This is a genomic window from Streptomyces sp. NPDC052016, assembly GCF_044548445.1.
In the GTDB taxonomy this organism is placed as follows: domain Bacteria; phylum Actinomycetota; class Actinomycetes; order Streptomycetales; family Streptomycetaceae; genus Streptomyces.
This window is the reverse complement of record NZ_JBIUBX010000023.1, coordinates 37,341-59,749: the sequence shown is the minus strand read 5'-3', so window position 1 is coordinate 59,749 and position 22,409 is coordinate 37,341. Positions and strand designations below refer to the sequence as shown.

At 73.7% G+C, this 22,409-nt stretch carries 19 protein-coding genes; 5 read left to right on the top strand and 14 right to left on the bottom strand.

Annotated features, from left to right (window positions below):
- The first annotated feature begins 65 nt into the window (after nt 1-65).
- On the top strand, nt 66-716 hold the full coding sequence (locus tag ACIHAR_RS26890) for a hypothetical protein (protein WP_365467123.1): 651 nt from the start codon (nt 66-68) through the stop codon (nt 714-716).
- 88 nt (nt 717-804) lie between these two features.
- On the opposite strand, the gene ACIHAR_RS26885 is transcribed toward ACIHAR_RS26890, so the two are convergent.
- Nucleotides 805-2,088, bottom strand: a complete 1,284-nt coding sequence (locus ACIHAR_RS26885; RefSeq protein WP_365467121.1) for an adenylosuccinate synthase — start codon at nt 2,086-2,088, stop codon at nt 805-807.
- Nucleotides 2,089-2,306: 218 nt separating this feature from the next.
- On the opposite strand from ACIHAR_RS26885, the gene ACIHAR_RS26880 reads away from it, so the two are divergent.
- Entirely contained in the window at nt 2,307-3,158 is an 852-nt protein-coding gene (locus ACIHAR_RS26880; RefSeq protein ID WP_365472883.1) for a diacylglycerol kinase, read from the top strand.
- A 622-nt stretch (nt 3,159-3,780) separates the two neighbouring features.
- On the opposite strand, the gene ACIHAR_RS26875 is transcribed toward ACIHAR_RS26880, so the two are convergent.
- Nucleotides 3,781-4,275, bottom strand: coding sequence for a MarR family transcriptional regulator (locus ACIHAR_RS26875; RefSeq protein WP_365472880.1), 495 nt, complete (start codon nt 4,273-4,275; stop codon nt 3,781-3,783).
- Between the two features lie 73 nt (nt 4,276-4,348).
- Here ACIHAR_RS26875 and ACIHAR_RS26870 point away from each other — a divergent pair, with 73 nt between their 5' ends.
- The 3 genes from ACIHAR_RS26870 to ACIHAR_RS26860 all read left to right on the top strand — a co-directional run bounded on the left by ACIHAR_RS26870 (nt 4,349) and on the right by ACIHAR_RS26860 (nt 7,300).
- Nucleotides 4,349-5,245 (top strand): ATP-binding cassette domain-containing protein, encoded by an 897-nt coding sequence (locus tag ACIHAR_RS26870; protein WP_400022314.1) that lies wholly within the window; start codon nt 4,349-4,351, stop codon nt 5,243-5,245.
- Nucleotides 5,242-6,834, top strand: a complete 1,593-nt coding sequence (locus ACIHAR_RS26865; protein ID WP_400022313.1) for an ABC transporter permease — start codon at nt 5,242-5,244, stop codon at nt 6,832-6,834. Before ACIHAR_RS26870 ends, ACIHAR_RS26865 begins: the two co-directional genes overlap by 4 nt.
- 241 nt (nt 6,835-7,075) lie before the next feature.
- Nucleotides 7,076-7,300 carry a hypothetical protein gene (locus ACIHAR_RS26860; protein ID WP_400022312.1) on the top strand — a complete coding sequence of 75 codons (225 nt, stop codon included), beginning with the start codon at nt 7,076-7,078 and terminating at the stop codon, nt 7,298-7,300.
- Here ACIHAR_RS26860 and ACIHAR_RS26855 read toward each other — a convergent pair.
- From ACIHAR_RS26855 to ACIHAR_RS26800, 12 genes are all read right to left on the bottom strand, one after another.
- A complete protein-coding gene (locus ACIHAR_RS26855; protein WP_400022311.1) occupies nt 7,284-8,501 on the bottom strand; it encodes a cytochrome P450 in 1,218 nt (405 codons plus the stop codon). The two genes, ACIHAR_RS26860 and ACIHAR_RS26855, sit on opposite strands and share 17 nt — an antisense overlap.
- 70 nt (nt 8,502-8,571) lie before the next feature.
- A complete protein-coding gene (locus tag ACIHAR_RS26850) occupies nt 8,572-9,237 on the bottom strand; it encodes a response regulator transcription factor (protein ID WP_365472866.1) in 666 nt (221 codons plus the stop codon).
- Nucleotides 9,234-10,592 (bottom strand): histidine kinase, encoded by a 1,359-nt coding sequence (locus ACIHAR_RS26845; RefSeq protein ID WP_400022310.1) that lies wholly within the window; start codon nt 10,590-10,592, stop codon nt 9,234-9,236. Before ACIHAR_RS26845 ends, ACIHAR_RS26850 begins: the two co-directional genes overlap by 4 nt.
- Nucleotides 10,593-11,236: 644 nt before the next feature.
- On the bottom strand, nt 11,237-11,911 hold the full coding sequence (locus tag ACIHAR_RS26840; RefSeq protein ID WP_400022309.1) for a response regulator: 675 nt from the start codon (nt 11,909-11,911) through the stop codon (nt 11,237-11,239).
- The gene (locus ACIHAR_RS26835; RefSeq protein ID WP_400022308.1) at nt 11,908-13,539 is read right to left on the bottom strand and encodes a sensor histidine kinase; all 1,632 of its coding nucleotides are present in this window, start codon (nt 13,537-13,539) and stop codon (nt 11,908-11,910) included. Before ACIHAR_RS26835 ends, ACIHAR_RS26840 begins: the two co-directional genes overlap by 4 nt.
- 10 nt (nt 13,540-13,549) lie before the next feature.
- Complete coding sequence (locus ACIHAR_RS26830; RefSeq protein ID WP_400022369.1) at nt 13,550-14,728, bottom strand: acyltransferase; 1,179 nt, start codon at nt 14,726-14,728, stop codon at nt 13,550-13,552.
- Between the two features lie 121 nt (nt 14,729-14,849).
- Nucleotides 14,850-15,809, bottom strand: coding sequence for an alpha/beta hydrolase (locus ACIHAR_RS26825; RefSeq protein ID WP_400022307.1), 960 nt, complete (start codon nt 15,807-15,809; stop codon nt 14,850-14,852).
- Between the two features lie 508 nt (nt 15,810-16,317).
- Entirely contained in the window at nt 16,318-17,208 is an 891-nt protein-coding gene (locus tag ACIHAR_RS26820) for an alpha/beta hydrolase (protein ID WP_365468674.1), read from the bottom strand.
- Between the two features lie 512 nt (nt 17,209-17,720).
- Nucleotides 17,721-18,929 (bottom strand): kynureninase, encoded by a 1,209-nt coding sequence (gene kynU / locus ACIHAR_RS26815; protein ID WP_400022306.1) that lies wholly within the window; start codon nt 18,927-18,929, stop codon nt 17,721-17,723.
- Nucleotides 18,922-19,761, bottom strand: a complete 840-nt coding sequence (locus tag ACIHAR_RS26810) for a tryptophan 2,3-dioxygenase family protein (RefSeq protein WP_400022305.1) — start codon at nt 19,759-19,761, stop codon at nt 18,922-18,924. Before ACIHAR_RS26810 ends, kynU begins: the two co-directional genes overlap by 8 nt.
- Nucleotides 19,762-19,939: 178 nt before the next feature.
- Nucleotides 19,940-20,353 carry a DUF3151 domain-containing protein gene (locus ACIHAR_RS26805; RefSeq protein WP_365468665.1) on the bottom strand — a complete coding sequence of 138 codons (414 nt, stop codon included), beginning with the start codon at nt 20,351-20,353 and terminating at the stop codon, nt 19,940-19,942.
- A 476-nt stretch (nt 20,354-20,829) separates the two neighbouring features.
- Complete coding sequence (locus ACIHAR_RS26800) at nt 20,830-22,368, bottom strand: MFS transporter (RefSeq protein WP_400022304.1); 1,539 nt, start codon at nt 22,366-22,368, stop codon at nt 20,830-20,832.
- Between the last annotated feature and the right edge of the window lie 41 nt (nt 22,369-22,409).

Genomic DNA, 22,409 nt, shown 5'->3' with positions numbered 1-22,409 from the left:
GCCGCACCGACTACCCTTCCCAGACCGGGCAGTAGACGACGAAGACGCTAGGTGAGGAGCTCTCTTTGGCCTGTGACCTGTGGCTGGTACCGCTCGTCGACGTGTTGTGCCACACCCCCGACAACCCGTTCGCCGAGGAACTCGCGCAGTACAACGAGGTGCTCGCCGAGTCGGGACTCCCGCCCGTGCCGGTGTACCAGTACATGCCGGGCCTGTCCGGTGACGTGGCCCCGGTGGCCGGCTTCGACTACGACGCGCTGCACTTCCTGCGGCGCGCCTACCTGCTCCAGGTCTGCGGCCTCCCCGTCACCCCGGTCGACGAACTCGGCGGCGACTACGAGCAGCTCCTGGAGATGTTCGAGGCGACGGCCCAGCAGTCCCACCTGGTCTGGCACTACGACCACGCGGGCGCGTACGTCCCCGTCGACTTCCCGCAGCCGCTGTCCAACGACGAACTCCTCGCCGGTGGCGGCCCGTTGGGTTCCTCGCAGGCCCTGCTGCGGGAGCTGGAACACGTCGCCCCGTCGATCGGCATCGACCCGGCGAACCCCCCGGCGGCCCCCCAGCCCCCGGTCGCTCCGACGGAGTTGGAGGAACCGGCGGTCCCCGCGCCCTACGACCCCAGCCCCTTCGCCCGCGAGCGGCACGTGTGGCTGGGTCTGCACGCGGCGGCGACGCGGAGTCTGGCGCAGGGGTCGATGATCGTCTTCAGCTGAGGCCGGACAGGGTCGGCGCGGGTGCCCGGGAGGCCTTCTCCTGGAAGGCCCGCCGGAGACCCGCGCCCGACCGTCGCCGTGTCCCGTCCTACAGGAACGAGTTGATCTCGATCGTCTCGTCCCGGCCCGGGCCCACGCCGATCGCGGAGATCGGGGCGCCGGACATCTCCTCCAGTGCCTTGACGTAGTTCTGGGCGTTCTTCGGGAGGTCGGAGAACGACTTGGCCTTGGAGATGTCCTCGGACCAGCCCGGAAGCATCTCGTAGACCGGCTTCGCGTGGTGGAAGTCGGACTGGGAGTACGGGAGTTCCTCGACGCGCTTGCCGTCGACCTCGTAGGCGACGCAGACCGGGATCTCCTCCCAGCCGGTGAGCACGTCCAGCTTGGTGAGGAAAAAGTCGGTCAGGCCGTTCACGCGGGTCGCGTAGCGGGCGATGACCGCGTCGAACCAGCCGCAGCGGCGGTCACGGCCGGTGGTGACGCCCCGCTCGCCGCCGATGCGGCGCAGCGCCTCGCCGTCCTCGTCGAAGAGTTCGGTGGGGAAGGGGCCGGCGCCCACGCGGGTCGTGTAGGCCTTCAGGATGCCGATGACGCGGCTGATCTTCGTCGGGCCCACGCCGGCGCCGGTGCAGGCACCGCCCGCGGTCGGGTTCGACGAGGTGACGAAGGGGTAGGTGCCGTGGTCGATGTCCAGCAGGGTGCCCTGGCCGCCCTCGAAGAGGACGACCTTGTCGTCCTCCAGGGCCTGGTTGAGGACCAGCACCGTGTCGGCGACGTACGGCGCCAGCTTGTCGGCGTAGCCGAGCAGCTCCTCGACGACCTGGTCGACGGCGATCGCGCGGCGGTTGTACAGCTTGGTCAGCAGTTGGTTCTTGACGTCGAGCGCCGCCTCGACCTTCTGCTGGAGGATCGACTCGTCGTACAGGTCCTGCACGCGGATGCCGACGCGGTTGATCTTGTCGGCGTAGGTCGGTCCGATGCCCCGCCCGGTGGTGCCGATCTTCCGCTTTCCGAGGAAGCGTTCCGTCACCTTGTCGACAGTCACGTTGTACGGCGTGATGATGTGCGCGTTGCCGCTGATCAGCAGCTTCGACGTGTCGACGCCGCGCTCGTTCAGACCGCTCAGCTCGGAGAGCAGCACCGACGGGTCGACGACGACGCCGTTTCCGATCACGGGCGTACATCCTGGAGAGAGGATTCCGGAAGGGAGGAGGTGGAGTGCGTACTTCTGGTCGCCCACGACGACCGTGTGGCCGGCGTTGTTGCCGCCCTGGTAGCGCACTACGTAGTCCACCGAGCCACCGAGCAGGTCGGTGGCCTTCCCCTTGCCTTCGTCACCCCACTGAGCACCGAGCAGCACAAGTGCGGGCACGCGCGTACACCCCTTCCGGGTGGGGCATGTCCAGGGTCAGGGGCGCACGCGGAGGTACTTCGCGCCGCATGCACCGCGACCGTTGTCGATCGCACCGCGACCGCCGTTGGCCGCGAACCGTCGGACCCGGATGCCCCGGAATAGACGAAGCCCCTGGCGCAATAGCGCAAGGGGCTCTTGCACAAAGATGCTACCCGAGGAAGCGAGGCAGGACCGAGGTGGCGACTTTCGCGACGCCGGATCAGCTGCTGGTGATCATCGATCCGGTCGCCCGGAGGACGGACGGGGAGTCCGTGAGGATCGCGAAAGACGTGCTCAGCGCGGGTGCGGCCGCCAAGGTGTGCCTGCCGGAGGGGCCCGAGGAATTCGCCCGGGTGCTGGCACGGCGCGGCTCCCGGCGGCCGGTGGTCGTCGGCGACGACCGCGCCCTGACGCGGGCGGTGGCCCTGCTGCACCGGCAGCGGGAGCTGGCCGGATGCGTGCTGTCGATGGTGCCGGTGGGGGGCGCCCTCGGTGTCGCGCAGGCCCTGGGGGTGCCCATGGGGGCCGTGGCGGCGGCGCGGGCGGTCCTCGACGGGGCCGAGCGTCGGCTGGATCTGCTCGTCGACGACAGCGACGGGGTGGTGCTGGGGGCGCTGCGGATCCCGCCGGTGCCGCTGGCGGCACAGGACGAGGCGGCGCTCACGGAAGGGGGCCGGCCGTGGCTGCGGACCTGCCAGTCCGTCATACGGACGCTGGTGCCCTCCCGGCCGTCCCGGACGGCGGCCGCCCCTCCCCCGCCGGGGCCCGCGCGCCTGCGGGTCGAGGTGGACGGGGTGACGCTGGTCGATCTCGACCAGCCGGTCGAGGCGGTCTCGGTGACCCCGGACGCCTCCGGAACGGCCGTGGTGGAGGTGCGCCCGCTGTCCCTGGGCGCGGAGGCGTCACCGCTGGAGGCGCGGGGGCGGACGGTGACCGTGTCGGGCGCGGACTTCCGCTACCGGGCGGACGCGGCGGTGGCGGGACCGGTGCGCAGGCGGACGTGGACGGTGCGGGAGGGGGCTCTGGGGCTGGTGCTGCCGAGGTGGTGAGCAAGGGGACCGAGGCGTCGCGGGTCGGCGCGGTCTCCCACGCGGCCCCGCGGTCCTGGCTCCGTCGACCGTCGCGGAGGCGTCGGGGGGCGGCGCGGTCACCCACGCAGCCCCTCGTTCCTGGCCCCCTCGACCGCCGCGGAGGCGTCACCTCCCGCGGCCGACCGCACCTGGTCGAGCTCGGCGGTGACGTCCCACCGGACGCTCGGCCGGCACCTCCGCCGCATCGTCCCGAGGCTCGGCGTCCCCCGCGGGCCGGTGCGACCGCACGGGACCTCCCGCCCGCACGCCACGCGGGCGTGGCGTCCGCACCTCACGCGGGCGTGGCGTCCGCACGTCACGCGGGCGTGGCGTCCGCGGCGGCGGCTTGCCGATCGGCGACGCCGCCTTGCCTCCCGGCCCGTGCGGCGCCGGCCGGGGCAGGCGTAACCGGCCCGTGGGTGGCGTCACCGGCCCGTGCGGTGCCGGCCGGGGCGGGCGTAACCGGCCCGTGCGCGGCCTCACCGGCCCGTGCGGCGGCGGCCGGGGGGTTCACCGGCCCGTGCGGCGGCGGCCGGGGCGGGCCTCACCGACCCGTGCGGCGGTACCGGCCGGGGCGGGCGTCACCGGCCCGCGCTCGGCTTCACCGGCCGAAGGTCTTGTCGCGGTGGACGCGCCAGCGCTCCATCATGGCCGCGATCTCGCCCTCGACGAACTCGAAGAAGGCGAGCGTCTCGGCCATGCGGCGGCCGGCCGGGGTGTCGGCACCGAGGCTGGTGACGCCGTCGCGCAGGGCGCTCTCCCACCGCTTGATGACGGCCTCGCGGTTGGTCAGGGCCTCGTACCACTGGTCGCCGTGCACCCGGTAGCGCTCCCGGCGCGAGCCGGGCTCCCGCTCGCGGGACACCATGTGCGTCTGGGCCAGGTAGCGCACCGCCCCGGAGACGGCGGCGGGGCTGATCCGCAGCTGTTCGCCCAGCTCGGCGGAGGTCATCGCACCCGCGTCGGAGGAGAGGAGGGCGGCGAAGACGCGGGCGGGCATGCGGGCCATCCCGGCCTCGACGAGCTGCGCGGCGAAGGACTCGACGAACTTCGACACCGCCTCCGCGTCCCGTCCGGCCCCGACTGGTTGGTTCATGCCCCCATCCTATCGGCGCTTCACTGAGTTCCTTAACTTCACAAATTTCTGAAGGAAGCGTACGTTCGGAAGCATGACGAAGTCCATCACGGTGTCCGGGCTGCACAAGTCCTTCGGCCGTACGCACGCGCTCGACGGTCTCGACCTCGAGGTCGAGACGGGCGAGGTGCACGGCTTCCTCGGGCCCAACGGCGCCGGAAAGTCCACCGCCATCCGCGTCCTGCTCGGCCTGCTGCGCGCCGACTCCGGCGCCGCCCAGGTCCTCGGCAGGGACCCGTGGAAGGACGCGGTGCAGGTGCACCGCCGGATCGCCTACGTCCCCGGGGACGTGACCCTGTGGCGGAACCTGTCCGGCGGCGAGGTCATCGACCTCCTCGGCCGGCTGCGCGGAGGCCTGGACCCCCGGCGCCGCACCGAACTCGTCGAACGCTTCGAGCTCGACCCCACCAAGAAGGGCCGCACCTACTCCAAGGGCAACCGGCAGAAGGTCGCCCTGGTCGCCGCGTTCGCCTCGGACGTCGACCTGCTGATCCTGGACGAGCCGACCTCGGGCCTGGACCCGCTGATGGAGGAGGTCTTCCAGCGGTGCGTGCGGGAGGAGAGAGAGCGGGGCCGTACGGTCCTGCTGTCCTCGCACATCCTGAGCGAGGTCGAGAAGCTCTGCGACCGGGTCAGCATCATCCGCAAGGGCCGCACGGTCGAGACGGGCCCCCTGGCCGAGCTGCGCCACCTCACCCGCACCAGCGTCACGGCCGAGCTCGCCGGCGCCCCCAACGGGCTGTCCGGCCTGCCCGGCGTCCACGACCTCGACGTCCGCGGCAGGCGGGTCAGCCTGCAGGTGGACACCGAGCACCTCGACTCCGTCCTGCGGTCGCTGACCGCGTCCGGCGTGCGGTCGCTGACCTCCACACCGCCGACCCTGGAGGAGCTCTTCCTGCGCCACTACCAGGACGAGGCGGCGGCACGATGACGACGCTCACCGCACCCGCGTCCGGCCGACTCGCCGGGACCGGCGTCCTGTTGCGCTTCGCCCTGCGCCGCGACCGGACGCTGATCACCCTCTGGACCGCGGTCAACGCCCTGATGGTCCTGTCCATGCCGAACACCCTGAAGGGCCTCTACGGCACGGCCGCCGAACGCGCCGACCTGCTGAAGCAGACGGCCACCAACTCCTCCCTGCGCGCCCTGGTCGGCCCCGTCTTCGACGACTCCCTCGGCGCCCTCACCGCCTGGCGCGTCGGCGTCTACGCGGGCGCGCTCGCCGCGGTGACCAGCCTCCTCGTCGTCGTACGCCACACCCGCGAGGAGGAGGAGAGCGGCCGCCAGGAACTCATCGCCTCGGGCGTGGTGGGCCGCCGTGCCTCCCTCACGTCGGCCCTGCTCACGGCCGCCGTCGCCAACGCGGCCTTGGCGCTGCTGGTCACCGCCGGCCTGGCGGGTCACGGCGCAAGCGGAGCGCCGGCTCTCGGCCTGGGACTGGCCGCCGTGGGGATGCTCTTCGCCACGACGGCGGCGATCGCCGCCCAGCTCACGGAGAGCGCACGGCTCGCCCGGGGACTGACGGCGGCCGTCCTGGGCGCCGCGTTCGTGCTGCGCGCGGCGGGCGACTCGGCGACGGACGACGGCTCGTCCGTGCTGACCTGGCTGTCGCCGCTGGGCTGGCTGGAGAACCTGCGGCCCTTCGCCGACGAACGGTGGTGGGTGCTGACGCTGTTCGCGGCGGCGATCGCCGTGCAGGGCGCGGTGGCCTACGCGCTGGCCGGCCGCCGGGACGTCGGCATGAGCTTCCTGCCCGCCCTCCCGGGACCGGCGGCAGGGCGGCTGGGCTCGGCCGGCGCACTGGCCTGGCGTCTGCACCGCGGCAGCGTGCTCGGCTGGAGCCTCGCCTTCTTCCTCGCCGGGGTCGTCTACGGCGGGATGACGGAGAGCGCGGCCGACCTGGTCGGTGACAACGAGCGGGCCCGCGAGATCTTCGAGCGGATGGGCGGCCGGTCGGCGATCACCGACTCCTTCCTCGCGGCCATGGTCGGCATGCTCGGCCTGGTGGCGTCCCTCTACATCGTCTCCTCGGTCCTGCGGCTGCACGGCGAGGAGACCTCCGGCCGGGCGGAACCGGTCCTCGCGAACGCGGTCGGCCGGCTGCGCTGGGCCGCCGGCCACCTGATCGTCGCCTTCGGCGGCGCCGCCCTGATCATGCTCCTCGCGGCCCTCGGCTTCGCCGCCGGCTATGGCGAGGACCTCGGCCCCCTGCTGGCCGCCGCCCTGGTCCAGCTCCCGGCGGTCTGGGTGGTCGGCGGTCTGACGGTCCTCCTCCACGGCGCGGCCCCGCGCCTGGCCCCGGCCGCCTGGGGCATCGCGGGAGCGGTCCTGCTGATCGGCTGGATCGGCCCCGCGCTGAACGTCCCCCAGGCGGTCCTGGACCTCTCCCCCTTCGGCCACCTGCCGAAGCTGCCGGGCGGCGCCGTGCACTGGCCGCCGGTGCTGGTGCTGCTGGCGGTGGCCACGCTGTCGACCGCCGGAGGACTGGCGGCACTGCGGCGCCGGGACCTGACCACGTAGGCGGGGGGATCCCGGGCAGGCGGCCTGCCCGGGCCGGTGGCGCCGACGACGCGCCTCGGGCCGTGGATCCCGCGCTGGGGGAACCCGGCGAGGAGGCCTGCCCGGGCCGGCGGCAGCCCGGGGCCATGGGAACCCGTGATGGGGGAACGGGGGGAGGAGGCCTGCCCGCTGGCGGCGCCCCCGGGCCGGGGAATCCCGCGCTGTGGGAACCCGGGAAGGATCGTCGGCGTCCCTGTCGGGCATGGGGGAACGTACGCAGGCCGCCGCCGGGTGTCTCACCGTGGCTCTGGGCGCGGGCGCGGGGCTCGCGTTGTGGACCGTCGACGTCCGCGGCCGATTCGACCGCTTCGAGCAGTCACCGGACTGGAGCGTCCTGTACGCCGAGCTGCCCCTGGCGATCCTCGGCGGCGTCGCCGTCTCCCTCGTGCTGTGGGCCCTGCTCCGCCGCGTCAGAGCTCGACGCTGAGCCCATCCAGCCCTCGGATCACGAAGTTCGGCTTGCGCCGCGGTTCCGTCGCCGGACGGAGCGTCGGGGCCCGCTCCAGCAGCGCCGTCATCGACGCGGCGAGCTCGATGCGGGCCAGCGGGGCGCCGATGCAGTAGTGGATGCCCGCGCTGAAGGAGATGTGCGGATTGTCCTTGCGGCTCAGGTCGAGGCGGCCGGGGTCGGCGAAGACCGCCGGGTCGTGGTTGGCGGAACCGAAGAGCATGGCGATCTCCGCGCCGCGCGGGATCGTCGTCCCGTCGATCTCGATGTCGTCCAGCACCCAGCGCTCGAAGAGCTGCAGCGGGGTGTCGTATCGCATCAGCTCCTCGACGGCCGAGGGGACGAGGGAGTGGTCGGCGCGCAGGGCGGCCAGCTGGCTGGGATTGCGGAACAGCGCCCACCAGCCGTTGACGGTGGCGTTCACCGTGGCCTCGTGGCCGGCGTTCAACAGCAGGACCGCCGTCGAGATCATCTCCTGCTCGGTCAGCCGGTCGCCCTCGTCGTGGGCCGCGATCAGCCCCGAGATCAGGTCGTCGCCGGGCTCCTTGCGGCGGGCCGCGATCAGCTCGCGCAGGTACTCCGAGAACTCCACCGACGCGCGGACGGCCTTCGCCGCCGTCTCCTCCGACGGGTTGAGCTCGTACATCCCGCAGATGTCCGCCGACCAGGGCCGCAGCGGGGCGCGGTCCGACTCGGGGATGCCCAGCATCTCCGCGATCACCGCCACCGGCAGCGGCTCCGCGACGTCCGTCAGCAGATCGCCGCCGCCCGCCTCCACCAGCCCGTCCACCAGCTCCCCCGCCAGCTGCCGGACGTACGGCTTGAGCTGCTCCACCGTCCGCGGGGTGAACGCCTTCGACACCAGGCGCCGGATCCGGGTGTGGTCCGGCGGCTCCAGGTCGAGCATCCCGTGGTCGTTGAGCGTGTGGAACGGCTCGTGCTCGGCCGGCGGCGCCGTCCGGCCGAAGTCCTCGTGCGAGAAGCGGTGCTGGTACGTCCGCCCCAGCCGCCGGTCCCGCAACAGCGCCGAGACGTCCGCGTGGTGCGGCACGAGCCACTGGTCGGTGGGCTCGTAACGCAGCACCCGGCCCCGGTCACGCAGCTCGGCGTAGGCGGGGTACGGGTCGGCGAGGAACGCCGGGTCCCACGGGTCGAAGGCGAGATCGGTTCGGCCTGACATGGACGGACGCTAACGCGTCGGACCGGCGTCTGACCAGGGGGTCCGCGCCGGACGGCCGCGCGGCCCGTCCCTAGCCCGGCGTCACCAGCCGCGCCTCGTACGCGAACACCGCCGCCTGGGTGCGGTCCCGCAGGCCCAGTTTCACCAGGATCCTGCTCACGTGGGTCTTGATCGTGGACTCGGCGACCACCAGGCGCTCGGCGATCTCCGCGTTGGACAGCCCCTGCGCGATGAGGACCAGGACCTCCGTCTCCCGTTCGGTCAGGTCGCCGTAGGACGCCTGGGCGGTGCGGGGCAGGCGGGGGCCGTCGGACAGTTTGGAGAACTCGGTGATCAGGCGCCTGGTGACGGAAGGAGCCAGCAGGGCCTCGCCGGAGGCGACCACCCTCACCCCGTCGGCGAGCTGACGGGCCGAGGCGTCCTTCAGGAGGAAACCCGAGGCTCCCGCGCGCAGCGCCTGGTAGACGTACTCGTCGAGGTCGAAAGTGGTCAGCACCAGCACCTTGGCCGAGTCGTCCGAGGCGACGATCTCCCGCGTGGCCTCGATGCCGTTCAGCTCGGGCATGCGGATGTCCATCAGGACGACGTCCGGGGACAGTTCCCGCACGCGCTCCACCGCCTCGCGGCCGTTGACCGCCTCGCCGACGACCTCGATGTCCGGCATCGCGTTCAGCAGGACGGAGAAGCCCTCGCGCACCATCATCTGGTCGTCGGCGATCAGCACCCGGATCGTCATGCTCCACCCTCACCCGGGGAGGACATAGCCACCGGCAGGAACACCGCCACCTCGTAGCCGCCGTCCGTCGTCACGTCCGCGGTCATCTCGCCGTTCAGCATGGTCACCCGCTCCCGCATGCCCGTGATGCCGTGGCCCGCGCCGGGTGAGGGCTTCAGCAGCGAGGGGTTGGGCGGCGGGCCGTTGACTATGCGCAGGCCCAGCCCGCCGAGGACGTAACCGATCTCGACGCGGGCGCTCGCCCCGGGCGCGTGCCGCAGGGTGTTGCTCAGGGCCTCCTGCACGATGCGGTACGCCGACAGCTCCACCCCCTGCGGCAGCTCGCGCACCGCTCCGGTCACCACCTTCTCGACCTGCAGGCCGGCCTCCCGCACATTGGCGAGCAGCCCGTCCAGTTCGGCGAGCGTGGGCTGCGGAGCGTCCGGCACCTCGTAGTCCTCGGCGCGGACCACACCGAGCACCCGGCGCAGTTCCGTCAGGGCCGCGACCGCGTTCTCCCGGATCGTGGCGAACGCCTTCTCCAGCTCCGGAGGCGGGTTCTCCACCCGGTAGGGCGCGGCCTCCGCCTGGATGGCGACCACCGACATGTGGTGGGCGACCACGTCGTGCAGCTCGCGGGCGATCGTGGTGCGCTCCTCCAGCAGCGTGCGCCGGGAGCGCTCGTGCTCGGTCACCGTCTGCTGGGCCGTCACCTCCTGCTCGGCCTGCCGGCGTATCTGCCAGACGGTCACGGCGAGCAGGATCAGCGCGGAGAAGACCAGCATCGGAGCCACGTTGGTGCCGTAGTGACCCCAGCTGAACGCGGTCTCCGCGACGAAGCCGTACGCGGCGGTCAGCAGCCACATCCATGCCGCCGTGCGCGGCCGGGTGCGTATGGCGACGACCGTGAGCACGGCCAGGTGGGAGACGAAACTGCCCGGCAGCCAGGGCCAGTTTCCGTACGTGGTGCCGATGGCGGCGACGAGCGTGGCCGACACCAGCGAGAGCCAGAAGGCGCCGACCGGGCGGACCAGCGTCAGCAGGACCGGCGCCAGGGCGAGCAGACCGCAGACGACGGACGTCGTGGTGCCGGAGCCGTCCGTCCAGGCGACCAGCATCGCCAGCACGCCGGCCGCGGCGACCAGCCCGTGTGACCGCCATGCCGCGTACTCCCGCCTGCGGCCCTTCAGCCGGCGGGTGAGGGGGCCGTCGGGCTCCCTGCGGGGCAGCGGGCGGTAGGCGAAGGCATTCTGGAACAGGTCCTCGCGCAGCCCGCGCAGGGCGTCCACGGCCGCCCGGAACTCCGGGCTGCGCGGCCGGTAGGCGCCGTACGGGTTCTCCGGGGGCGTCGTGTGCGTCTGCGTCGTCTCGGTCACGGTGAAAACGGTAGGCCGGGGACGGGGGTGCCGTCGTCAGCAGCGAGAGGGGTTCTGCGAGGTCCGTCTGAAGTACTACGGGTCGCTGAGGGTGGCCGCGGGGCGCCGTGCGGCGACCGCGGGTCACCGCCGGGCGGCCGCGGGGGCATTGCCCGGCGACCGCGGATTACCACTCGGCGGCCGGGGCCCAACCGTGGACGGCTGTGGACCAGCGCGGGACGGCCGCGGGGCAGCACCGGACGGCCGCGGACCAGCGCGGGACGGTTGCGGATCAGCGTCCCGGTCGTGGACCAGCGCCGGGCGGTTGAGGAGCAGCGCGGGACGGTTGCGGACCAGCGCCGGGCGGTTGCGGATCACCGCGCGGGACGGTTGCGGACCAGCGTCCCGGTTGCGGACCAGCGCCGGGCGGTTGAGGAGCAGCGCGGGACGGTTGCGGACCAGCGCCGGGCGGTTGCGGATCACCGCGCGGGACGGTTGCGGACCAGCGTCCCGGTTGCGGACCAGCGCCGGGCGGTTGCGGATCACCGCGCGGTGACTGCAGGCCGCCATCACGGGGCTGCAGGCCGCCACCACGGGGGCTGCAGGCCGCCGCGGGGCTCCGCGGGCTTCCGTGAACGGTCTCCGGACCCGGATCGGGCGGCGGTTCAATACCCGGACGGTCTCACCAGTCCCGACTCGTAGGCGAACACGGCCGCCTGGGTGCGGTCCCTCAGGCCGAGTTTCACCAGGATGCGGCCCACATGCGTTTTCACGGTCTGCTCGGCGACGACGAGGTGGCGGGCGATCTCCGCGTTGGACAGGCCCTGCGCGATCAGCGTGAGGACCTCCGTCTCGCGTTCGGTGAGGTCGCCCACCCGCTCCTTCAGCGGGGCGCGAGGCGTGCCGTTCAGCCGGGAGAACTCGGCGATCAGCTTGCGGGTGATGCCGGGCGCGAGCAGGGCGTCGCCGGCCGCCACGACCCGCACCGCCTCCGCGAGCTGGTCGGCGGAGGCGTCCTTCAGCAGGAACCCCGACGCCCCGGCGCGCAGCGCCTCGTACACGTACTCGTCGAGGTCGAAGGTGGTGAGGACGAGCACCTTGATGTGCGGGGTCGCGGCGGTGATGCGGCGGGTGGCCTCGATGCCGCCCAGTTCGGGCATCCGGATGTCCATCAGGACGACGTCCGGGGAGAGTTCGGCGACCTGGACGACGGCGTCGAGGCCGTCGACGGCCTGCCCGACGACCTCGATGCCCGGGTGGGCGTTGAGCAGCACGGTGAAGCCCTGACGGACCATCTGCTGGTCGTCGGCGATCAGTACGCGGATGGTGCCGCTCGTCATGGGGTTCCTTCTTCGGTCGTGGGCGAGGCTTCGTCCGTCGTGGCCCTTCCGGTCGGGCTCCTCCCCGCCGGTTTTTCTCCCGACGGGGGGTCTCCCGCCGGCCTTCCTCCCGGCGGGAGTTCTCCCGCCGCGGTGACGCCCACCGCGGTGACGCCCACCGTGGGGACGCCCGCCGTGGTGACGCCAGTCGTGGTGACGCCCGTGCCCGGGGTTGCCCCCGTCGTCGGGAGCGGGTCGTCCGGGAAGATCAGCTCGAGGTCTTCGGGAGTGCCGGGGTCGTCGTCGGGCGGGGTCGTGGCGCCGTCGCCGGGGAGGAACGCCGAGACCGTGAAGCCCCCGTGCAGCGTCGGGTGCGCGGTGACGTGACCGCCCAGCATCGCGACCCGCTCGCGCATGCCCAACAGTCCGTGGCCGGCGCCCGGGGAGGGCCGCACGGGCCCGGCCGGGCGGGAGTTGGTGACCTCCAGGTGCAGTCCGCGCGGGTCGTGGGTGAGGGCGACGCGGACCCGGGAACCGGGCGCGTGCCGCAGGGCGTTGCTCAGCGCCTCCTGCACTATCCGGTAGGCCGACAGCTCCATGCCCGGCGGGTATCCGCGCGCCTCGCCGTGGACCTCGGTGACGACATCCAGTCCGGCGGCGCGGGTGTTGTCGACGAGGGCGTCCAGGCGGTCGAGGGTGGGCTGCGGGGTGTCGGGGGCTGTGCCGGTGCCGGCCGCGCCGAGGCCGTAGGGGTCCTCGGGGTTCTCGGAACGCAGCACGCCGAGCACCCGGCGCAGTTCGGTGAGGGCTTCCAGGGCGTTCTGGCGGATGCCGGAGAGGTTCTCCTTCAGCTCCTCGGACGGGTTGTCCACGAGGTGCGGCGCCACCTGCGCCTGGATGGAGATCACCGACATGTGGTGGGCGACCACGTCGTGCAGTTCGCGGGCGATGCGGTTGCGCTCCTCGAGCAGGGTGCGGCGGGCACGCTCCTCCGCGGTGATCGTCTCCTGCTCGACGAGCTGCGTGCGGGCCTCGCCGAGACCGCGGAAGGCGGAGCCGACGAGAACGACCGCCCCGAAGATCGCGACGGACGTGACACCGGTCGAGGTGTAGGTCGCCCCGCCGATCAGTCCCTGGACCACCCAGGTCGTCACGCCGGTGCCGGCCAGAACGGCGAAGGACACCCGGGGGTGCACGCGGAGCGCCAGGAACAGGAACACGATGGAGTGGGCGAGGACTTCGGAGGCGTTCCAGGGCCAGGCGGGACCCGGGAGCGGATGGCCCTGCAGGCTGGGTCGGGCGGCCACCGCGGCGACGGCGGTGCCGGCCAGGGACAGCGCCCACGCGGGAACCGGCCGCCACAGGGCCAGGATGACGGCCGCGCCCTGCGCGAACGCGGTCAGCACCGCCAGCTCCGTGTCGACGGCGTAGCGACCCATCTGCTCTGTACCGGCCAGTGAGATGCCGAGGGCGATCCAGCACAGCACCACGTATCCCGGCACGCGCAGCCAGCGGAGTCCGCGCCAGGGCGGGGCACCCTGAGAGCGGCCGCCGCCTGCTGCACGGGCACGGTGGAAGCGGCGCCGTGGGACGGGGGCGGGCGCCGGGTCGGCGGGGTGGGGTGGGGTACGCGTCTCCTCGCCGGTCACAGGCCCAACCCTAGGCATCGCGGGCCGCCTTGGCTCCCGCCGTTTCGGAACGTCGGTGGACGCGGACCACCCGGGACCGGGGGACGCCGGGACGGCGGGAACCCTGTTCGTAGGTCCGGAAGGCCACCCAGCACACCGCCAGCGCCAGCGCGAGCACCGGCAGCCAGAGCAGGCGGGCCGCCACCCAGCCCAGCCCGTCGGGCACCGAGTGGAGGCCGGGCAGGCGGCCCGCGAGGAGGCCTGTCGCGGTGGTCGCCATCAGGGCCGTCTGGTGCCAGAGGAAGACCGTCATCGCGGAGAGGTTCACCAGCGCCACCGCCGCCCAGGTCAGTGGGTGCCGCATCACCTCGCGCAGTCGGCCGCGCAGCAGCAGGGCAGCGCCGCACTGGGCGAGGCCGAAGGTGACGGCGGCGAGCGTCGGCGGGTTGAGGTTGGAGACCGCTTCGCCGGGCACCCCCACCATGGACGCCGGATAGCCCGCCCACATGACCAGCACGGCGGTCGCCACCGCCCCGCCGGTGAGCAGGACCCAGCCCGCGCGCGGGCGCTCCAACTCTCCGCGCGTCCAGGCCGCGCCCAGGGTGTACGGCACCAGCCAGCCCGCCGCCAGGTTCACCCAGCCCAGCCAGGAGGGTCCGCCGAGGCCGAAGCGGACCAGGTCCACGTGCAGGACGACGGCCAGCGGCCACAGGGGGCTGAGGCGGGCCAGCAGCGGGGTCGCCGCCGTCAGGACGGCGAACACCAGCAGGAACCACAGCGGGGACAGCGCGAGCTTGACCAGCGTGTGCACGGTGACGAAGGAGGCCCCGCCGAGGAGGAGGCAGAGCGCGGCCGCCGTCCACAGGGTGAGGAGCGCCGCCACCGGTTTGAACAGCCGGGACAGACGCGCCCGGAGCCAGGCACGGTACGTACCGCCCCTTGCGCGGGCCGAGGCGTGGCTCTTCGTCGCCACATGGCCGCCCACCATGAAGAACACCGCGAGTGTCTGGAACGTCCAGGACACCGGGGCCAGCCAGGGCATGTGTGCCAGGGGGCTCGCCGTGCGGAGCGTCCCGCCGTCCGCGACGAGGGCGGTGACCAGCCAGTGGCCGAGCACGACGCCGAGGATCGCGATGGCTCTCAGGGCGTCCACGGCCCGGTCTCGGGTGGTGGGCGTCGCCGTGTCGACGCGGTGGGCCGCCCGGTGCAGGACGGTTCGTGCGGCGCGGACCGCGGCTGCGGCTCGGGGGCGGGGCGTCGGGCGGGGCTTCCGGCCCGCGGGCGGGTTCTCCGCGGTCCCGGCTCCGGAACCGGCCGCCGGTACGGGCCTGTCAAGCACGGGTGACCTCCCCTGTCTCGCCCAGGACGATCCGGCTGAGGTTGGCCAGGGAGACCGAGCCCGGGCGGAAGTAGTCGCTGTGGCCGCCGTCGCCGGCGGTGAAGACCCGGGCGCCGAAGGAGGGGGAGACCGGGTCGGTGCCGAAGCCGACCGTCGTACCGAAGAGGTCGACGCTGACGTGCGGAACCTCGGCCACCCAGTCGTCGGCGCCCCGGGCCGCCCAGACCCGCGCACGGGTGCGCAGCCCGGCCGCCGAGTCGGCCCCCGTGCCTGGGCTGCCGACGAGGACCAGGTCCTCCACGTCGAGGCCGTCCGCGGCGCGGCCGCACACCACCGAGCCGTAGGAGTGGCACAGGAGGGTGACCCGGGTGTCGGGGCCCGCGAGGACACGCAGCCCGCGCAGGAACTCCCGTAGGGACGGGGCGGCTTCGTCGGCGCGGTCCCTGGTGACCACCGTGGCGCTGACCGTGCCCGGCGTGGTGTAGCCGAGCCATGCGAGCACCGCGGTGGACGTGCCCGCGGGAGCCTGCCGGGCGAGCCGTCGGTGCAGGGAGGCCGCGGCCTCGTGGAACCGCTCGTAGGTGTCCAGTGAGGTGTCGGAGCCGGGTACGAGGACCGCTACCCGGTCGGCGCGGGCGAGGTCTCCGAAGACCTCCGTCACGCGGCCGGCGCCACGGCCGTCGAAGGAGAGGAGTTTGCGGGAGGGCGCCGCCAGTTCGCGGTCGGCCGTCGCGCGGTGCGCGTCCCCGTGGGCCGCCGCCATCCGGGCGGCCAGTTCGGCGTTGGCCCGGTTCGCCGCGTACGCCTGCTCCAGCGTCGTCGCCGTCACCGGCGGAAGGGCGGCGGGGGCCGGCGCGGGGATGCCCGGGCGGGCGGCGGCCGTGAGCGGCACGGCCACGGCCGCGGTGACGAGGACGGCGAGGAGCGCGCGGATCACACGGCGCAGAGACACCCCGGCGCGGGACACCACCCCACGCGCCGCCCCACGCCGTAGGCGGACCCCGTCAGCGCAGCGGAACCACCGCCCACCCCGGTCCGTTCCCCCTTCGCGGCTTCGCCGTCCCCGACCGCCGCTCCCCGCGCCGCCCCCCATCGCCCGCCCTCCCCCGTCCGGTCCGCCCGGCCTTCGGGCGCCACTGGAAGGGAAGTTACGGATCAGCGGTCGTCGTTCGCGTCCCGCCGAAGAGCTGTCCTCGCACGTAGCTCTCAGGTACTACGGGTATGGCCTTACGGGCACGCCTCCACCCGCACCTACGGGTAACGGCACCGCCCGCACGCCCACAGCACCACGCGGGCCCATGAATGCGACCCACTCGTGCCCATAGTTGCGGCCCCGCCGCGTAGATGCGGCCCGGCCGCGCCCACACATGCGGCCCCGCCGCGCCCACACATGCGGCCCCGCCGCGCCCACAGGTGCGACCCCGTCAGCAGCCCTGGGACGGCCCGCCGGCGTCCTCACCTCACCACGCCAGCTGCGCGATCTCCTCCGCCACCACCGCGCACGCGTCCGCCGCCGGATCGATCAGCGGGAAGTGACCGACGTCCTCCAGCAGCGTCAACCCCACCACCTCACCCGCCTTCGCCGCCGCATCCGCGTACGCCTCGGCGACCGCCTGCGGGACGACGAGGTCGGTCCGGCCCTGGACGAGGGTCGTGGCGATGCCGGTGGGCAGCAGGAGCGCGGGGTCGGCGTACGGCCGCCGTTCCGCGAAGTGCTCGTCGCCGCCCAGGAGTTGGCGGGAGGCGCCCGCGCACACGTCCAGCTTCTCTGCGACCTCGAAGTCCGCGATCGGGGCGAGCGCGACGACGCCCCGCAGCGGGGCGGGACCGTCGGTGCGCCAGGGCGCGTCGGCGGGCAGCACGTGCCGGGCCGCGGCCCACAGGGCGAGGTGCCCGCCCGCCGAGTGGCCGGTGAGCACCGTGCGGCGCGCGTCGGCCTGCGGCAGGGCCTCGCGTGCGAGAGCGGGGAGGGCGTCCAGGGCGGCGGCGACGTCGTCGAAGGTGTCCGGCCAGCGGCCGGCGACCGGCGCCGGCCCGGGCGGCCCGCTCTCGGCCCCGCGGCGGTACTCCACGTTGGCCACGGCGAACCCCCGCCGCGCCAGGAAGTCCGCGAACGGGGTCACGTGCCGTCGGTCGTACGGCGCCCGCCAGGCACCCCCGTGCAGGACGACGACCAGCGGGACCGAGCCGCCCGGAGCGCCCGCTCCCGCCGCTTCCCGCGGTGCGTAGAAGTCGATCACCTGGTCGGGGTGGTCGCCGTAGGCGGCGGTGGCGTCGGGGTCGACCGCCGGGTGCGAGAAGGCCGACTCCTCTTCGGCGGCGGCCCGGGCTGCGACGACGTCGTCCGGCATGCTCCAACCTCTCAGCAACGAAACGTGTTTGGACGGGACGGGTGGCGGACCAGGTGGGGATTCGGCCGTTGGCGGGGACGGTATCAGGCCCGTGACGTGCGCGGACACGGGGATGTCACGCTCGGTGAGGGGAATCGGCTTCACAGCTTCGCCAGGCCGCACGTCGTGGTCCGTCAGTCGCCCGTACGTGCGTCGAGGTGTGCCCCGGGGAGCCCGTTATGTCCACCGGGCCCGGCACCTTACGTCCGGGTGAGCGCACCATACGTGTCCGGGTGGGCACACCGAACGTGCCAGGGTGAGCGCACCGCCCGTGACCGGGTGAGCACACCGAACGTGCCAGGGTGAGCGCACCGCCCGTGACCGCGCGGCCGCGCTCAGGCGGCCGGGGAGGAACCGGCCACGGAGGTGCCGGCCGACGAGAGGCCGGCCGAGGAGACGCCGGCCGGGCCACCACGAAGCGGGCCGCTCAGGCGGCCCGCTTCGCTGCCGCGGCGGGGGTCCGGCGTCCGTACTCAGCGCCCGTGCGCCGGGGCGGCCCCGCCCGTCACCTCCCCGAGCACCCGCGCCGCCCGTTCCACGTCCGCGAAGCCCACGTACAGCGGGGTGAAGCCGAAGCGGAGGACGTCCGGGTGGCGGAAGTCGCCGACGACGCCCCGCGCGATCAGGGACTTCATGACGTCTCCCGCGTCGTCACACCGGAGGGCCACCTGGCTTCCCCGTTCGGCATGGGTGAGCGGTGTCAGGGACTCGACGCGGCCCGCGGGGACGTACTCCCCGACGCACTCCAGGAAGAGGTCCGTCAGGGCCAGGGACTTCGCGCGGACGGCCTCGATCGCCACGCCTTCCCAGACGTCGAGTGCGGCTTCCAGGGCGAGCATCGACAGGATGTCGGGCGTGCCGACGCGGCCGCGCAGGGCGCCCGGGGCGGGCTCGTACTCGCTCCGCATGCCGAAGGGCTCGGCGTGCGAGTTCCAGCCGGGGAGCGGGGAGTCGAAGCGGTCCTGGAGGTCGCGCCGGACGTACAGGTACGCCGGTGAACCGGGGCCGCCGTTCAGGTACTTGTAGGTGCAGCCGACCGCGAGGTCCACGCCGTGCTCGTCGAGACCCACGGGCAGGGCGCCCGCGCTGTGGCACAGGTCCCAGACGGCGATCGCGCCGGTCGCGTGCACGGCGGCGGTCAGCCCCGGCAGGTCGTGCAGCCGGCCGGTGCGGTAGTCGACGTGGTTCAGCAGCACCGCGGCCGTACGGTCCGACAGGGCGGCCGGCACCTCCGCCGGGGTCACGGCGCGCAGCGTGCGTCCGGTCAGCCTGGCCGCCGACTCGGCTATGTACCCGTCGGTCGGGAAGGTGGTCGCGTCGACGAGGATCTCGTCCCGTCCGTCCCCCGCCAGCCGCACCGCTCCCACGAGTGCCTTGAAGACGTTGACGCTGGTGGAGTCGCCCACGACGACCTGCCCGGCGCCGGCGCCCACCAGCGGGGCGATCCGGTCGCCGATCCGCTCCGGCGCCGTCCACCAGCCGCTCTCCTCCCAGGAGCGGATGCGCAGCTCGCCCCACTGGCGGCCGACCACGTCCGCCACCCGTGCGGGAACGGCGGACGGCAGCGCGCCGAGCGAGTTGCCGTCGAGGTAGACGACCTCGTCCAGCACGAACTCCGCGCGCTTCGAAGACAGCTGGTCGCCGGCGTCCAGCTCACGTGCCTTGAATGCGAGGTCAGACATGGGACCTCGCCGTCCACAGCTCCGGGAAGACGTTCTTGCGCGCACGCTTCTCCAGCCAGGCCACCCCGGCGGAGCCGCCGGTGCCCGTCTTCGCGCCCATCGCGCGGCGGGTGGCGACGAGGTGGTCGTTGCGCCAGCGCCACACCAGCTCGGCGACGTCCGTCAACGCCTCGCCCAGACGGGCCAGTTCGTCGCTCTCGTCACCCGAGTAGAGCGCGGTCCACGCCGCCTCCACCTCCAGCGACGGCTCGTACCGCCGTGAGACGTCCCGCTTCAGGACGCTCTCCGGGATCGTGTGCCCGCGGCGGGCCAGCAGCCGCAGCACCTCGTCGTACAGGCTCGGCTCGTGCAGCGCCTTCTCCAGCTCGGCGTGGACGCGGGGCGCGCCGCGGTGCGGGACCAGCATGGACGCGGACTTCTCACCGAGCAGGAACTCCATCCGCCGGTACATCGCCGACTGGAAGCCGGAGCCCTCGCCGAGGGCGCTGCGGTAGGCGTTGAACTGGGCCGGCGTGAGCTGGCCGAGCGGCTTCCAGGAGGCGTTCAGCGCCTCCAGCTCCCGCACCGACCGCTTCAGCGCGGCGATCGCCACCGGCACCCGGTCCTCGCGCAGGGCCTGCGCCGCGGTCTCCCACTCGTGGACGATGACCGTGAACCACAGCTCCATCACCTGGGTCGTGACCAGGAAGACCATCTCTCCGGGATCGTCGGAGAGTGTTTGCTGGAGGTGGGTGAGCACGTCCGCCTTGACGTAGTCCTCGTACGGCGTCGTGCCCTGGAAGTCGAGATGCGGGGCCTCGGGCTCCTGAGCCTCTCGAGCCTCATGGGACATCGCTGTCTCCTGTTGTGTACTCCGGGTAGCGGTCCGCCCCTGCCGTTACCGACACGGGGGCCCCGGTCCCCACCGGCATCCTCCGTATCGTCACCCGAAAGTGCAAGGCCCGCCTGATCACATCAGGCGGGCCCGGACTTCGGGACGTCCCGGGAGGACGGACGGCCCGGCTCCGGCGCTAGCCCAGCGTCTGGGCCGCGGTCGGAGAGGAGTCCTTCAGGAACTGCGTGCAGCGCTCGTGCTCCTCCTGCTCGCCGATCGCCTGCGCGGCGCGGGCCAGGGCGTGCAGGGCGCGCAGGAAGCCGCGGTTCGGCTCGTGCTCCCAGGGGACCGGGCCGTGGCCCTTCCAGCCGTTGCGGCGCAGGGCGTCCAGGCCTCGGTGGTAGCCCGTACGGGCGTACGCGTACGACTCCACGACGCTGCCCCGCTCGAACGCGTCGTCGGCGAGCTGGGCCCAGGCGAGCGAGGAGGTCGGGTACTTCGCGGCGACGTCGGCGGGGGCCGCGCCGTTCGCGAGCAGCTCGCGGGGCTCCGGGTCGTCGGGGAGGTGGGTCGGGGGCGGACCCCCGAGGAGGTTTTCGTGAATGGACATGGGTCCAGTCTGGGGGATGCGCGGCGGTACGGGGTGCGGGCCGGGTCGGTTACCGGTCGGGCCCGCACGACACCGGCATCGACCGCCCGCACCCGCTGCGACCGTTCGACCGCCCGCACCCGCTGCGATCCGTTCGACTGCCCGGCACGCGCTCTCGCCGGGGCAGCCTCGCGGCCCCGCACCGCAAGCTCCGCACCCGTCGCCGGGGCAGCCCCACAGCCCCGCACCACAAGCTCCCCGCCGGTCGCGGAGGCAGCCCCACAGCCCCCCACCACAAGCTCCCCGCCCGTCGCGGAGGCAGCCCCACAGCCCCGCACCACAAGCTCCCCGCCCGTCGCGGAGGCAACCCCACAGCCCCGCACCACAAGCTCCCCGCCCGTCGCGGAGGCACCCCCCCAGCCCCGCACCACAAGCTCCCCGCCGGTCGCGGAGGCAGCCCCACAGCCCCGCACCACAAGATCCCCGCTCTCCCGATGTCACCCGTGGAATTTGCCCGGATCCCGTCGCGGCCCCGGCGCGAGATTGCGGCGTGCTCGCACGCCCTCCAGCGGTGGAGCCGTCACGCTGCCGTGGGTCCTGCACTCCGGGCGCCGGCACTCCGGCCCCGGAGGCCGCACCGTCGCGAAGGCGATCGCCGCCCCCGCCACCATCAGCACCGCGCACACCACCATCGCCCGCCCGAACGCGTCGTCGAACGCGGTCGCCGAGCGGTACGCCTCCTCCCCCATCCCCGTCACCACCGGCAGCGCGGCCACGGCGACCAGTCCGGCCGCGCGGGCCGCCGCGTTGTTGATGCCGCTGGCCAGGCCGGCCCGGGCGACGTCCACCGAGGCCAGGACGGTCGCGGTCAGCGGGGCCACCAGGGTGACCAGGCCGACGCCGAGGACCAGGACGGCGGGCAGGACGTCGGCCGGGTAGGAGGCGTCCGGGCCGACCCGGAGCATCAGCAGCATCCCGGCCGCGGACAGGAGCGGTCCGGCCGTGAGGGGGATGCGCGGGCCGATGCGGTCGGCCAGTTCCCCGGACCTCGCCGACAGCAGCAGCATCAGTACGGTCGTCGGCAGCAGGGCCGTACCGGCGCCGAGCGCGGAGTAACCGGCGACGACCTGCAGTTGGACCGCCGAGAGGAAGAAGAAGCCTCCCAGGGCCGCGTACACGCACAGGGTGACCAGGTTGACGGCCGTGAACTGGCGGGACGCGAAGACGTCCAGCGGCATCATCGGATCGGGCCTGTGCCGCTCGACGTACAGGAAGGCCGCGCCGGCGGCGACGCCGCCCACGGCCGCGACCGCGACGACCACCGCCCCCCTCCCCGCCTCGATCAGCGCGTACGTCACCAGGCCGAGCGACAGCGCGGCCAGCACCGCGCCGAGGACGTCGAAGCCTCCGTGGGGGCGTCCTTCCGCGCTCTCGGCTCCGCGCGCGCGGGAGGACCCCGCGTCCGACTCCGGGACGTGCCGCAGGGCGACGGGCACGCACAGCGCGGCCAGCGGCACGTTCAGCAGGAACACCCACCGCCAGCCCGGCCCGTCCACCAGCCAGCCGCCCACGAACGGGCCCACGGCAGCTCCGACGCCCCCGAAACCCGACCACAGGCCCACGGCCCGCCCCCGGTCGTCGGGGTGGAAGGAGGCCTGGATGAGGGCGAGGGAGCCGGGGGTGAGGAGCGCCCCGCCGACGCCCTGGAACGCCCGCGCTGCCACCAGCACCTCGGCGTTCGGCGCGAGCCCGCACAGCAGGGAGGCCGCGGCGAACCACACCACCCCCACCACGAAGATCTTCCGCCGGCCGTAGCGGTCGCCGAGGGAGCCGCCCAGCAGGATCAGCCCGGCCAGCGTGACCATGTACGCGTTGACCGTCCACTGCAGGGCGGCGAGGCCCGCGTTGAGGTCACGGCCGATGCGCGGGAGGGCGACGTTGACGACCGTCGAGTCCAGCATGGCCATGCTGGAGCCGAGGACCGTGGTGAGCAGGATCCATCTGCCCTGCGGGGAGGCCAGCCGGACGTCGGGCATGCTCCCAGGTATACAGCGAGCCCGGTGCCGAAGCACCGGGC